The sequence below is a fragment of the Pirellulales bacterium genome, from assembly GCA_019694435.1.
Taxonomy (GTDB): Bacteria; Planctomycetota; Planctomycetia; order Pirellulales; family JAEUIK01; genus JAIBBZ01.
The window spans coordinates 80647-94350 of the sequence record JAIBBZ010000017.1 but is presented as its reverse complement, the minus strand read 5'-3'; the positions used below and the strand labels follow the sequence as shown (position 1 = coordinate 94350).

Here is a 13704-nt window from a genome sequence, read left to right as displayed (position 1 = left end):
CAGCCGCTCGTGAACGACACGGTCCGCATCCTGATCGCCGAGCCGGACGACTTCAGCCCCAAGGCGGTGGAAATCCTCCGCCAGGTGGGCGACGTCGAGCTGCGCCATTGCCATCATGGCGAGTTGGCCGACGCGCTGCGCGACTACGACATCTTCTGGTTCCGGTTGGCCCACCGCATCGATCGTGCGTTGCTCTCGGGCCAGCTGCGTTGCCGGATGCTGGTGACCCCGGTGACGGGGCTCGACCATATCGACTTGCAGGCCTGCCAACAGCGCGGCCTCCGGGTGGTCAGCCTGCGCGGCGAGTTCGAGTTTCTGAAGCGCGTGCGCGCCACGGCCGAGCTGACCTTGGGTCTGGCACTGGCCCTGTTGCGCCACATCCCCCAGGCAGCGGCCAGCGTGAACGAGGGCCTCTGGAACCGCGATTTGTTCCGCGGCCGCGAGCTGTTCGGCAAGACGGCGGGCATCGTCGGCATGGGACGGCTCGGCACCATCGTCGCCGGGTACTTCCGTGCCTTTGGCATGGAGGTGCTGGGCTACGATCCGCGCCCCGATTTCCCCAGCGATCTGGCCGTGCGCACCTCGACGATCGACGAACTGCTCGAACGGAGCGACATCGTCAGCATTCACGTGAAATACGACGATTCGACGCGGCACCTGATCGGCCGCCGGCAGTTGGAAATCATGCGGCCCGGGGCGGTGCTGATCAACACTTCGCGGGGGGGCGTAATCGACGACCGGGCCCTGATCGAGGTGCTCGCATCGGGCCACCTTGCGGGCGCGGCACTCGACGTACTCGACGGCGAACCGGATATTAACGCTCAGCATCCCGTCGTCCGGTATGCTCGCGAACACGACAACCTGCTGGTTGTGCCGCACATTGGCGGCAACACCGAGGAATCCTTCGAAAAGACCGAGGTCTTTCTGGCCTTGCGCGTGCTGCAAGCCTGGAAGCCCGAGTACACCGGCCGCGAAACGACGGTCACGACGAACGGAGCCCAGGAAAGTTCGGCGAACGTTGGGCGGGGTGATTTTTGAACGTCACGGAACAATTTGTGTCTGGCATCTTGGAACAGGAACAGAGGAGCTGACGTCAACAGGGCCGACGTGCGTCTGGTGTGAAGCTAAGGGGAGACGCAAGCGTTAAGGTAGAAGTCAGTCAAAGCAACATGAAATCTCAATCGCCCCACGGATTTCGGGTCCTGGGCATCATCCCCGCTCGCGGTGGTTCGAAACGTCTGCCGCGGAAGAACCTCTGCATGTTAGGCGGCAAGACGCTCGTCGCCCGCGCGCTGGAGACGGCCTTGGCCGCCGAACGGCTCACGCGCGTCGTCGTCTCTTCGGAGCACCCGGAGATTCTCGCCTTGGCGCGCAGCTACGGCGACGAATATGCCCTGCAACGCCCCGAAGAGATCTCCCGCGACACGTCGATGGCGATTGAATTTGTGCACCACGCGCTCGGCGCGCTCGAAGGCGCCGGCGAGCCGCGTTTCGACGCCGTGGCCATCGTGCAGCCCAGTTCGCCGCTGACGCGGCCGTCCGATATCGACGCCACGATCGAGTTGCTCGAAACGTCGGGTGCCGAATCGTGCGTCACGGTCGCCAAGATCGAACAGTCGATTCATCCCTACAAGCTGAAGACCCTGCGCGGCGATCAACTGGTACCGTATTTCGAGGACGAAAGAGGGCGGATGGCGCAGCACCAGTTGCCCCCACTGTACGCGCGGAACGGCTCGGTTTACGCGACGCGACGCGACGTGATCAACCGGGGCAAGGTCTTGGGCGACGACTGCCGCGCCGTGGTGATGCCCCGCGAGTATTCGGTCGACATTAACGACGAGATCGACTTGCAGTTTGCCGAGTTCCTGGTCGAGCGGCACCCCAATCTGGCCGCGCCGAACAAGGTCCACTTTTGAGCGTTCATGTTTCGTAAGCTCTTAAGCCTCCTCGGCGATTCCTTGGTCTTCGGCGTCGCGACGGCGCTGAGCCAATTGATCAATTTCCTGCTGGTGCCGCTGCTGACGCGGTACCTGGGGCCCGCCGATTACGGCATCCTCGACATGCTCAATATCTTCATGGGCCTGTACGTGCCCGTGGCGAATATCGGCATGTCAAATGCCATCTTTCGCCGGTTCAACGTCAGCAAGGACGAGTCCGCCCGGCGGGACGTGCTCAGCACGGGCCTGGTCAGCGTGGTCGGCTCGACGGCCGCGTTCGGGGCGATTTGCTTCCTCGCGTCGCCGTTGCTGGCGCAACACCTGTTGCACGATCCGCAGCTCATCGGCCTGGTCTGGCTGACGATCCTCTCGGCCATGTTGCACAGCGTGCAGAACATCGGCCTGGTCACGCTCCGGGCCGATCGCCACGTGAAGACCGTGGCCCAAATCAGCATCTTCAAGGTGCTCAGCACCATCCTGCCGACGGTGTTCTTCGTGACCGTCATGCACCTGGGCGTTGCCGGCTCGGTGTATGGCACGCTCGTCGGGTCGATCGCCTCGACCGTGGCGACGTTCGTCGCCACCCGGTCGCGATTCGGGTTGACGATGAGCCGCGCCACCTGGGGCGCGATGTTCTCCTACGGACTGCCCTTCGTATTCCATCACCTGATGGGCGTGCTGCTGGGCGTGTTTGGCCAGATCGTCGTGAATCAATGGCTCGGCGCCCGCGAGACCGGGCTCTACGGCATGGCGCTCAAGTTCTCGCTGCCCTTCGCCTTCATCGTCAACTCCGTACAAAAGGCCTGGGTGCCCTTCAAATTCCAGATTCACGCCGACGACGCCGACCCGATGGGGACGTTTCGCGGCATCGTCACGTACTACCTGGCGGGCTCCACCTATTTGTGGCTGGGTGTCTCGCTGTGGGGGCCGCTGTTGCTGGTGCTGATGACCGCGCCCAGCTATCACACGGCCGCGGCGCTCGTACCGATCACCGCGATCATTCCCTTGTGCGAAGGCATGTATTTCATGTTGGGCACCGGGATCGAATTGGGAGACAACACGCGAGCGATGCCGCTCGTAACCCTGTCAGGCCTGGCGACGGTCATGGTCGGCTCGCTCGTGCTGGTGCCGTCATTCTTAGGCGCGGGCGCGGCCTGCGCCTCGGCGCTGAGCTGGCTGGTGATGGCCACGATCATCTACCTGCTCTCCCAGCGGCAGTTCCCCATCAAGTACGACTGGCCCGTGATCGGCTCGCTGCTGCTGGTGTCGTCCGCGCTCATCCTGTTCAATGCCTGGCTGTCGAGCGGCTTGGGCTTGATCGAGCGCAGTGCCTTGGCGCTGGTTCTGTCGCTCGCCTACCCGGCGATCGTCGCCTTGATCCTGCTGCGATCAGAGCACGAACGGCATCGCGTAAGGATCTTGTTCGACAAGCTCACGAAACAGCGCGCCGGCCGCGGTAAAAAGCAAAAACCGAACGCAGAGCCGGAGGCTGAGTCGACCAGAGAGCCGGAGGCTGGGTCGAGCGCAGAGCGGACCGAGGCCGCGTCCGAAAACGCCGCAGCGTCTGCAGGTGCGGCAGAACCCGTGTCGACGACGATTCCCGAGTAACCCTTGCTGTTGTCCATGTCTGCAGTCAAAGAACTTTTACGCAGCGGCTATTACCTCGTCCGCGGCGGCGGCAAGCGCGAGCTCGTCCACAAGCGCGAATATCACCGTCTACGCGCCGCTGCCGAACGCCGAATTCTCGCCGAAGCGCAACAGGATCCATCGCTCTTCGCGCCCAATCGGTGCCCCGCCTGTGGCGTGGTCCACGAACACCCCGACCGCTTCTCCAACCCGCTCGGCTTCCAGTTCGCGACCTGTCCCGAAACGGGCACCGTCTACATGGACCCCGTGCCTACCGAGGGGACTCTGGGGCGGCTCTATAACGATCCGGCGTACGCCTTCCACTGGACCGAGCAGCGGACGACCGACAACGTCTCGGTCGAGCCCGCCAACCAGCACGACTTCGATCACCTGGTCAGCGTATTTCGCTTTCCCACCGACCGTCGGCCCACACTGCTCGACGTCGGTTGCGCCACGGGGGCCTTCTTGCTGACTGCCCGACAGCGGTTCGACGTCGAAGGCGTCGAGCTGGGCGCCGACACGGCCGAGGTCGCCCGCAAACAGGGGCTCCAGGTCACCACCGGCCGGTTGCAGGACGTCTCGGGCGAGGGACGCTTCGACGTGATCACGATGCTGCAGTTGATCGAGCACATCACCGACCCGGCCGAATTGCTTACCGAGGCGCGGCGGCTGCTGCGTCCCGGCGGCATCGTCTATCTCGACACGCCGAACGTCGATTCGGCCAGTTTTCGGCTGTTCGGCAACTTGCACACGCACGTCAGCAGCTTTGGCCATGTGAGCCTGTTTACCAAGGCCGGACTGGCCCGGCTGGCCGAGCGCGTCGGCCTGAAGCAGATTGCCCACGCGCATTGCGGCGGTATCGACATCCAATTGCACGACCTGCTGACCAGCCGGTTCACGCCGGGCCGGTTCCGGCATCGCATGGCACTGTACAGTCCACGCTTTTATCACGCCAGCGACCTGCTCGACCGGCTGTCCGGTGGACTGGTGCGCCGCGCGATGACGCCGCCGGGCAATGAATCGTATCAATGGGCCGCGCTCCAAAAGCCGCCGGCCGAAGCCGGTAGCTGATCGCGCGCGGCGCACGCGAAACCATCCGCCCATGTCGCAGTTGTTGTTCCGCCTGATTCGCAAGCTCGTCGTCCAGCCGGCGGTCGACTGGTACACGCGCGAGCAAGTCGTCGCCCAGCTCGAGCAAGTCGCCGGCCTGGGGTCGCCCGTCACCATTCGCGGTCCGATCAAGTTCGGCAACCCCGAGGTCACCTATTTGGCCAACGACGTGTCGATGAATCCCGGCTTTGTCTCGAAGGGCACCGGCCGGCTGTTCATCGGCTCGCACGTCCACATGGGCGAACACGTCACGATCATCACTGACAACCACAATTTCGAAGTCCCCTTGACCTTGCCCTACGACAAGGGGCACGTGGCCAAGGACGTCGTGATCGGCGACTGCGTTTGGCTGGGCGATCGCGTGCTGATCGTGCCCGGCGTGACGATTGGCGAGGGGGCAGTCGTCGCGGCCGGATCGATCGTCACCCGCGACGTGCCGCCGCTGGCGATCGTGGGCGGCGCCCCGGCGAAAGTCATCCGCGAGCGCAATCGCGAGGCCTACGAGCACTTGAAAGCCGCCGGCAGCTATTTGGGCATGCCTCGCGACCACGACCTGGTGAACCGGCGCCGGGTCCGCTTGCGTCGGGCGAATCGCCAGACCGTCGCTCCCCCGCAACCGTCCGTAGCCCACGAGCTTCACGCGTGAAGGCCTCGCCCGGCATGGCCGATCCCCCCACACCCGAGGCCGCGCCGGCGACCGGCGAGCGGCTGCTCGACTGGCTCGACGCGGCGTTTGCGCAATTGCGCACCAGCGATTGGCGTCCACTGATCGTGCAGCCGCCCCTCGACGTGCTCGATTGCGTGCTGGCCGAGTGTTTCTTCGCCGTGCTCAAACACACGCGCGCCGCGGCCCTGCCGCCGGCCTCTGCCGGTTGGCTTGCCGGCCTCGTGGAGCAAGCGCGGCTCTGGGGCCGCCGGCGCCGGGCGTGGCGCGAGGATCGCCGCGTCTGGAGCTTGTCGGCACCGGCAGCCCGGGTGCCGATCTTGTTCTGGCCGCGCGAGCCGACGCACGTGCAGACACATCTCCCGGTTGCCGCCGCGATTGCCGCGGCCGGCGGCCGCGCCGCCTTCGTCGCTTCGAATCCCAAGGTGCTGCACCTGGTGCGCCAGGCCGGGCGTGAGTGCGTTTATTTGCCGGCCATCTGGCCCCAGGTCCTGCTCGACGCACGCCGCGAAGGCCAGCGTACAGGACGACGGCTGCGCTCGCTGCCGAGCGACGTCATCGATCTCAAACAATTGCCCCGGCTCGAACATGCCGCAGGGCTGTGCCGCGTGATTCAACTGCTCGTGGCCAAGAACCTGGTCCATGTCCAGGAAACGGCGGCACACACACGCGAGTGCGTCGAACAGCTCGGGGCCCAGGTCCTGGTCGTCGGTAACGATATCACGGTCGAGGGGCGCAGCAGTTGCCAGATGGCACGCGCCCGGGGGCTGCCAACCGTGGCGCTGATGCACGGCACCGTTTCGGGCAGCGCGCTCCAGGGGCGCCACGTAACTGACCGGTACCTGGTTTACGGCGATAGCGCCCGCCGCGAGCTCGTGCGGCTCGGGACAGCGGCCGAATCGATCCGCGTCGTGGGCGCACCCTATCTCGACCACCATCCCAAGCAATCTGGCGCGATCGATCCCCGGATCGTTCATCAATTGGGCCTGCGCGCCGATCGGCCATACGTGCTGATCGCCACGTCGGGTCCGGGCAACTCGGTCTCCCACGATCATCACCATCGTCAGATCGAAGCCTTTTTCAGGCTCAGCCAGGAGCTGCCAGAAGTCCAGTTCGTTGCCAAGCTGCACCGCAAGGACCAGATGGCCTATTACGAGCGGATCGCCCCCAGCGTGGCGGGAGCACGCTTGCACGTCGTCGGCTATGGTGCCGAGGGGTACCCCGTCGACATCTTCTCCTGGCTGCAAGGCTGTAACCTGCTGATTACGGGCGCTTCGACCGTGGCGGTCGAGGCGATGCTGTTCGACGTGCCCGTGGTGACGTTCGACCTGGCCCACGAACTGAAGGCTGTCGACTTCATCCAGCAAGGCGCCACAACCCATGCAACCAGTACATCCGAGCTGCGCGACGCCGTCGTGGCGCTGACCGGTACGGGCGTCTCCCCCACGGCTGCGAAGCAACGGGCCGACGCCTATCTGCGCGACGTCTTTCTGGCGATCGACGGGCATAGCGCCGAGCGTTGTGCGGCGGAGATCATGCAATTGGCCGAGCGGGCCTTAAACTAGAACCATGCACCTGAGCGACCCCCATCTCGAAGCCGGCGCCGCCGCGGGCGATTTGTCCGAAATCACCGTCCTGATTCCGGCGGCCGGCCGCGTGCCCGAGGGCGTCATGGCGTTGTCGAACATCGCCTGTCCGGCGATGGTGCCCGTGGCGGGCCGTCCGGTGATTCACTGGACGCTCAGCTACCTGCGCTCGCTCGGACTGCGGCGGTTCATCATCGCCGTGGCGCGGCGCGGCATGTTTATCGAAGACTTCGTCGAATACACGTTCGGGCAGGACTGCGAGATTCGCTTCCTGGTCCCTTCGCGCGACGGTGGCCTCGGGCTGACCGTCCAGGAATTGGCCGAACAGGCCGCGACGCGCGCGGCCCTGGTCGTGCTCGGCGACACGCACTTTCAGTTCAGCGACCCTGCAGCGCTCGCCCGCGAAGAACCCTTCGTGCTGACCAGCGAGGTCGAGGAGTCGTATCGCTGGTGCACGGCCGAGACCGACCGCCAGGGCTACGTGACGGCTTTGCACGACAAGGAGCCGGACCTGCCGGGCCCGCTCGACGCGTTGATCGGCGTGTACTTCTTTCCGGCTGCGGACCGGCTGCGCGCAGCGGCGCGCGACGCCGTGGCCGCAGCCGAATTGCAGCGCCGACCGGCCGCGATGGCCGACATTCTCGCGCCGCTGGCCAAGCAATCGCCGCTGCGGGCCTATCGCGCGGCCGACTGGCTCGATTGCGGCAATCCCGACCGGCAGGCGACGAGCCACCGTTCGCTGCTGCAAAAGCGCGATTTCAACGAACTGTCGATCGACCCGGTACTGGGCACCATCACCAAGCGCAGCCGGCACGTCGAGAAATTCATCGACGAAATCAATTTCCTGCGGCTACTGCCGCCGGAGTTGGCCGTGCTGTTTCCGCGCGTGATCGAGTTTTCCACGGAGTGGAGCGAGCCGTGGCTGAAGATGGAATACTACGGCTATCCGTCGCTCTCCGAAGTCTTCGTGTTCGAGAACGTCGATCCCGGTATCTGGGAGCAGATCTTCGTCCATCTGCGCGAAATCGTCACCCAAGGGTTTATGCGCAGCAGCCGGCCGCTGGCCGCGGGTGCCCTGCGTGAGATGTGCATCGGTAAGACGCGCCGGCGGCTGGAAACCATGCAGGGGCCGCCGGAATTGCTGGCCTTGGTGCGGTCCACGGGCCCGGTCGTCGTCAACGGCCGTCCCTTGGCAAACCTGCCGCAGTTGTGGGACCGACTCGACGCGGCGGTCGGCGCGCTCGAGGCCAACGCCGTGGGCAACGTGACTCACGGCGACCTGTGCTTTTCGAACATCCTCTACGATCTGCGGTCGCGAATTTGCAAGCTCGTCGATCCGCGCGGCAGCTTCGGCGCTTCGGGAATCTACGGCGATTCGCGCTACGACATCGCCAAGCTGTACCACTCGGTTTATGGGCTGTACGACTTCATCGTAAACGATTTGTTCCGCGTCTCGGTCGCGGGCGACGAAGTCCGGCTGGAGATTTGCGCCCGGCCGCAGCACACCCACATCCAGGAACGCTTCGCCAAGGTGTTCTTCCCTACGTTCAACCGCCACGAAATCCTGGTGCTGACTGGGCTGCTGTTCGCCAGCATGCCCGCCCTGCATTACGACAAGCCGCGGCGGCAGTTGGCCATGTATACTCGGGCCCTGGAATTGTTCGACGAGGCGTTCGCCGGAAACATTGCTCCGGCGCGCCCGGCCGAGCGCGTCGCGTCCGAAACCGCAACACGAAAGGCTACCGGTGCGCATCTGCATTGATCTCGATGGAGTCGTCTGCCGCTTGCGCGATCCGGGCCAGCAATATGCCGACCTGCAGCCCGTGACGGGTGCCGTCGAGAAGCTTCGCGCGCTGAAGGCCGCGGGACATTACCTGATCCTGTTCACGGCCCGGCACATGAAGACTTGTAACGGCAACGTCGGCATGGTCGTGGCACGCCAAGGCCAGGTCACGCTCAACTGGTTGGCGCAGCACGGCATTCCCTTCGACGAGATTCACTTCGGCAAGCCGCACGCCGACGTCTACTTGGACGACAACGCCTGGCGATTCGAGGGCTGGGACAAGCTCGCCGGCGACGGCTCGAGTTTTCCGGTCAGCGCCGAAAAGCGCCACGCCGCACATCCCGGACTGGCGGAGACCACCGAGGCATGATCGCCGTAATGCCCATGGCCGGCCGTGGGAGCCGCTTTGCGGACGTGGGCATCGCCACGCCCAAGCCCTTGATCCCCGTGCGCGGCAAGCCGATGTACGCCTGGGCCATGGACAGTTTGCCGCTGTCGCTGGTCGAACGCGTCGTGTTCATCTGCCTGCGCGAGCACCTCGAGGGCCGGGCGCTGCGCGACGACATCCAGGAGCGCTACGGCGATCTCGACCCGGTGATCATCGGCCTCGATCATGTAACCGAGGGCCAGGCCTGCACGGTGCTCGTGGCGCGAGAGCTGATCAATACGGACGAGCCGCTGTTGATCTACAACGCCGACACCTATTGCCGCACGTCGCTCGAAGAGACACTGCCCGGCCTGTCGCCAAGCGTGGCGGGGCTGCTGGGCGTATTCGAAGCCCCCGGCGACAAATGGAGCTTTGCCCGCACCGATGAAACCGGCCGCGTGGTCGAAACGAGCGAAAAGCGCCGCATCTCCCCCTGGGCCTGCACGGGCCTGTATCACTTTGCGCGCGGCCACGACTTTGTTGCCCAGGCCGAAGCGATGATCGCCGCCAACGACCGCGTGAACAACGAGTTCTACGTCGCGCCGGTCTACAACCGTCTGATCGCGCAGGGGGCCGAAATTCGCCTCGACGTGGCCCGCGAGGTGTGGGTCCTCGGTACTCCGGAAGATCTCGCCTATTTCGAGGCCAACTACCGCGGATGACCCGGCCTCGGCGCGTGCTTCACGTTCTGAATAGCGCCAGCGGCGGTGCTGCGTTGAGCACCATCGGCCTGATGGAGGCCATGCGCGGCTACGGGATCGAACCGTGCGCCGTTTGCCACACGGCCGGCACGCAGCTCGAACGCGAGCAATTGCGCGCCGCCGCCGACGGCCGCGTGGTATTCACGCCGCTGTATTGGTGGAACCGCAAGATCCGCGCGAAGCTCTGGAAGAGGCCGCTGCTCGAGCTGCGGCAACTCTGGGTCACGGGCTTCAAAGGCAAGAGCACGGCCGCGGTCGCGCAGGCCGCGCGCGACTGGCAGGTCGAGCTGATCCACACCAACACGATCTGCAATCCCGAGGGCGGGCTGGCAGCCCGACGGTTGGGGCTGCCCCATGTCTGGCATCTGCGCGAGCTGATCGGGCCTGGCCGTCCGTTTCGGCTGCCGCTCGAGGGTGCGGCGCTGGCCGACTACCTGCGAACCCACTGCTCGTTGATGGTGGCCAATTCGAACACCACGGCCGAACTGGCCCGCGCGTCGGTGCCGCCCGATTTGCTCACGGTCGTGCCCAATGGCATCGACCTGTCGCGATTTACGCCGCGGCCGTTCGACCCGCGGCGGCGGCCGATCGTGGTCGCCATGGTCGGCAGCCCGACCAGCCGCTGGAAGAAGCATGGCCTGTTCGTCGCCGCCGCGGCACTGGTCGATCGGTCGCTGCCGCTGGAGTTCCGCATCTACGGCCACGACCCGTCGCGGGGCGGCACGGTGCGCGGCGACGAATACGTCGACGCCCTCCACGATCAGATCGCCGCCGCCGGTATTCGCGATCAATTCGCCTGGCCGGGCTTCGTCGGCGATCCGGCGCGGATCATGTCCGAGATCGACATTCTGGTCCACCAGGCCGACGACGAGTCGTTCGGCCGGGTGGTCGTCGAGGCGATGGCCGCGAGCCTGCCGGTTGTCGGAGTTCAGGGAGGGGGGGTGGGGGAAATTGTCCTCCACGAGACGACCGGGTTGCTGGCACCACCGGACAATGCGGCCGCGCTGGCCACCCACATCGAGCGTTTGGCCCGGGACCCGGCCCTGCGGAAAGCCCTGGGGGCGGCCGGCCGGCGGCGGGCCGAAACCACGTATTCGCTCGAAAGTTGCGCCGCGGGCATGCTCGAGGCCTACGAAACGGCGATGGACCGCCCGTTGGGGGCGTCGCGCAAGGCTGCGTCGACGGGGTAAGCCGCGGTGCAATTGGCAACGAAATCCGAAAAATGTCGTAGAATTGTGCGAGGCGTTGCCGACGCCCCAGCCCGACCTCGTTGCTCCGTTCGGAGTGCCGCCTAGCAATGCGCGCCCCTGGAAACTTTGCCGTCCCGCGACCCGGTTTCCCCCTGCCCGGGGCAGCGCCCTTCGCGCGGCCCGAGCAAAAGGAGCGCGTCTCGCTAACCGGAAAATGGATGTTCGTGTTCGCGGTGATGATCTCGATGAGTGCCTGGGAAAAGCTGCGGATTCCCATCCCGGCGCTCAACGCGCATCCGTACCTGATCGCGATGCTGCCGTTGTTTATCTATCTGTTTTTCACCCGGCTGGGGCGGTTTCCCCTGTCGGTGCTGACGACGACGGCCATCTTTTCCACCTTGTACATCCTCTCGGTGTTCAGCAGCACGATTCCCTACTACCAGGAACCGGTCAAACTGCTGGCCGGCGCCGGGACCATGATCACCGCCGCCTTGGCCGTAACGTCGCGGAGCGATTTTCGGGCCGGAGTCGTCGGGCTCACCGTGGCGCTGGTGATCATGGCGCTCAAAGGTCTCGCGGCACCCAGCGCCAGCTACATCGGCGTCGACCCGCTCGAGACCAGCAACGAAAACTCCTGGTCGCTGTACAACTTGCCGCCGCTGTTGTTGGGCGGCTATATGACGCTCGACAAGACGGTGAGCAAATCGCTGCGCATCTTCTGCGGAACGGCGTTCGTCATCATCTCGATCTCGGTGCTGGCCTCGGCCAACCGCTCCGGCTGGCTGGGACTGGCCGTCGTACCGCCGATGTTGTTCCTCGGTCGCGGCAAGAAGATCCAGACGATGCTCTATTTCGTTCTGGCCGCGGGCCTGGTGTTCCTGGTAATGGAACAGCTCGGCATGTTCGACGTCGTGCAGCACCATATGGAAGCCACGACCGAAGGCAAGACGACCGACGGCAAACGTATTCAGTTGCTGATGGCTTCGCTGCAGATCGGCTTGGAACATCCGCTCCTGGGCGTCTCGCCGCAAGAGCTGTTCTTCATGCTGGCCCACCGGGTGTTCGGCATGGACGGTACGATCGACTCGCACAACGTATTTGCACACGTCACGGGCGGCAGCGGCTATCCGGCCATGTTCACGCTGTTCCTTTCGGCCTACCTGCTGTGGAAGCGCCCCTCGGGGGTGCCCAGCGACTTTTTCGGCAACGAGCGCGCGGCCAGTGCCCACTACATCATGAAGATGATGATCCTGATGTGGGGCATCCGCGGGTTCTTCTCGCGCGAAATCCTCTATAGCCCCGTGTTCTGCATGGGCATCGGCATTTGCATCGGCTGGTGCGTGGTCGAGGGGGTCTGGAAGCCGGCGGACGAACAGCGCAGCCGGACGGCCGGTCGCCAGCCACGCCCCGGCATGCGGCCCGTGCCTGGGATGCGTGCCCTGCCGCGGAGGACTCGGTGACCGCGCTCGCCGGGCTGAACGTCGGCTTTGTGAGTGCGCGTTCGGCCTCGGTGGTCGACGGGTTTTGGACCGAAGCGGGCGTAGGGAGGCTGTTGGACATCTGGCAGCAGGACGCCCGCCGGCTCACGGTCGCGATGAGCCTCGCGCCGGGGCGGCAGCGCTGGCACGACCATCGCTGCGCCGACCAGAGTTTTGATTTCGTACCGCTGCCTTGGTTGCCCAGCGTCGCGCGCGGCTTCTACAAGGCGCCGGGCTGCTGGCAGGCGATCCGGCTCGTCGAACGCGTCAGCGACGTGGTCATCGTGCAATTGCCGTTCGCCGCCACGCTGGGGCTGTTGTTCCCTGCGCGTCCGCGGCTGTATCACGTGTGTGCCGACGTCCACGCCATTGCCAGCACTTCGCCCTGGTATCGGGGCCCCATGCACCTGCTGGCGTCGTTCGTCTCCAAGCAGACCGATCGCCTGCAGCGGCGATTGATTCACTGGCCCTTGGCCCGGGTCGTCACGAACGGCGCGGATCTGTTTGCACATTATGGTTCGCCGCGGGGGCGTGCGGTCGTCTCATCGACGCTCTCGGCCCGCGAGGTGATGAGCGTGCCGCGCAGCCGGCCGGCCGACGCACCGTTCCGGGTGTTGTTCGTCGGCTACCTGCGGCACGAAAAAGGCATCGACACGCTGTTCGCGGCCTTCGAAAAACTGCTCGACGAAGTGCCCACTGCGGAGTTGTTCTTCGTCGGTTCACAAAACATGGAAGACCGCGGTATGACCGAAGACCTGCAGCGTTCCTTGGCGCGACTGCAAGGCCGGGCCACGGTCGGATTCCTCGGCCATCGCGAGTTTGGTCCCGAGCTGTTCGCCTGTTTCGCCGATGCCGACGTGTTGGCGGTGCCCAGTCGCAGCGAGGGTACGCCGCGCGTGCTGGTCGAGGCCCGGGCGTTTGGCTGCACTGTAGTGGCCAGTCGCGTGGGCGGCATTCCGACGTCGGTCGAAGACGAGGTCGACGGCCTGCTAGTGCCGCCGGACGATGCGGCAGCCCTGTACGCCGCCCTGGCCCGGCTCGCCCAGGACCGTCCGCTGCGCGAACGCTTGCGGCAGGCGGGCATCGAGCGCGCGCGCCGCACGACGGTCGAGGCATTTGCGGCCGCGATTGCCGAGGAGGCCGCCGCCTGCCTGGGCCGCGAGCGACTCGAACCGGCCCTGGAGCCGTGCGTCTAGAAAGCC

The 13704-nt window shown here is 65.4% G+C and carries 12 protein-coding genes; all 12 read left to right on the top strand.

Annotated elements, in window-relative coordinates:
* Nucleotides 1-9: 9 nt before the first annotated feature.
* Nucleotides 10-1038, top strand: a complete 1029-nt coding sequence (locus K1X74_14060) for a hypothetical protein (protein ID MBX7167450.1) — start codon at nt 10-12, stop codon at nt 1036-1038.
* A 131-nt stretch (nt 1039-1169) separates the two neighbouring features.
* Entirely contained in the window at nt 1170-1916 is a 747-nt protein-coding gene (locus K1X74_14055) for an acylneuraminate cytidylyltransferase family protein (GenBank protein MBX7167449.1), read from the top strand.
* Between the two features lie 6 nt (nt 1917-1922).
* A complete protein-coding gene (locus K1X74_14050; GenBank protein ID MBX7167448.1) occupies nt 1923-3545 on the top strand; it encodes an oligosaccharide flippase family protein in 1623 nt (540 codons plus the stop codon).
* A 15-nt stretch (nt 3546-3560) separates the two neighbouring features.
* A complete protein-coding gene (locus K1X74_14045) occupies nt 3561-4634 on the top strand; it encodes a class I SAM-dependent methyltransferase (GenBank protein MBX7167447.1) in 1074 nt (357 codons plus the stop codon).
* Nucleotides 4635-4848: 214 nt separating this feature from the next.
* A complete protein-coding gene (locus K1X74_14040) occupies nt 4849-5319 on the top strand; it encodes an acyltransferase (GenBank protein ID MBX7167446.1) in 471 nt (156 codons plus the stop codon).
* The gene (locus tag K1X74_14035) at nt 5316-6902 is read left to right on the top strand and encodes a UDP-N-acetylglucosamine 2-epimerase (GenBank protein MBX7167445.1); all 1587 of its coding nucleotides are present in this window, start codon (nt 5316-5318) and stop codon (nt 6900-6902) included. Before K1X74_14040 ends, K1X74_14035 begins: the two co-directional genes overlap by 4 nt.
* A gap of 4 nt (nt 6903-6906) precedes the next feature.
* Entirely contained in the window at nt 6907-8685 is a 1779-nt protein-coding gene (locus K1X74_14030) for a hypothetical protein (GenBank protein ID MBX7167444.1), read from the top strand.
* Nucleotides 8669-9076: a capsular biosynthesis protein gene (locus K1X74_14025; protein ID MBX7167443.1), complete on the top strand. Its 408-nt coding sequence runs from the start codon at nt 8669-8671 to the stop codon at nt 9074-9076. The genes K1X74_14030 and K1X74_14025 overlap by 17 nt, the downstream gene beginning before the upstream one ends.
* Entirely contained in the window at nt 9073-9795 is a 723-nt protein-coding gene (locus K1X74_14020; protein MBX7167442.1) for a glycosyltransferase family 2 protein, read from the top strand. Before K1X74_14025 ends, K1X74_14020 begins: the two co-directional genes overlap by 4 nt.
* A gap of 14 nt (nt 9796-9809) precedes the next feature.
* A complete protein-coding gene (locus tag K1X74_14015; GenBank protein ID MBX7167441.1) occupies nt 9810-11024 on the top strand; it encodes a glycosyltransferase family 4 protein in 1215 nt (404 codons plus the stop codon).
* Nucleotides 11025-11242: 218 nt separating this feature from the next.
* The gene (locus K1X74_14010; GenBank protein MBX7167440.1) at nt 11243-12484 is read left to right on the top strand and encodes an O-antigen ligase family protein; all 1242 of its coding nucleotides are present in this window, start codon (nt 11243-11245) and stop codon (nt 12482-12484) included.
* On the top strand, nt 12481-13698 hold the full coding sequence (locus K1X74_14005) for a glycosyltransferase family 4 protein (GenBank protein ID MBX7167439.1): 1218 nt from the start codon (nt 12481-12483) through the stop codon (nt 13696-13698). Before K1X74_14010 ends, K1X74_14005 begins: the two co-directional genes overlap by 4 nt.
* Nucleotides 13699-13704: the final 6 nt, after the last annotated feature.

Bases quoted from the DNA above. Each gene is read 5' to 3' on its own strand.
- K1X74_14050 (MBX7167448.1), top strand. From the start codon at position 1,923: ATGTTTCGTAAGCTCTTAAGCCTCCTCGGCGATTCCTTGGTCTTCGGC.
- K1X74_14030 (MBX7167444.1), top strand. From the start codon at position 6,907: ATGCACCTGAGCGACCCCCATCTCGAAGCCGGCGCCGCCGCGGGCGAT.
- K1X74_14055 (MBX7167449.1), top strand. From the start codon at position 1,170: ATGAAATCTCAATCGCCCCACGGATTTCGGGTCCTGGGCATCATCCCC.
- K1X74_14040 (MBX7167446.1), top strand. From the start codon at position 4,849: ATGAATCCCGGCTTTGTCTCGAAGGGCACCGGCCGGCTGTTCATCGGC.
- K1X74_14010 (MBX7167440.1), top strand. From the start codon at position 11,243: ATGTTCGTGTTCGCGGTGATGATCTCGATGAGTGCCTGGGAAAAGCTG.
- K1X74_14020 (MBX7167442.1), top strand. From the start codon at position 9,073: ATGATCGCCGTAATGCCCATGGCCGGCCGTGGGAGCCGCTTTGCGGAC.
- K1X74_14045 (MBX7167447.1), top strand. From the start codon at position 3,561: ATGTCTGCAGTCAAAGAACTTTTACGCAGCGGCTATTACCTCGTCCGC.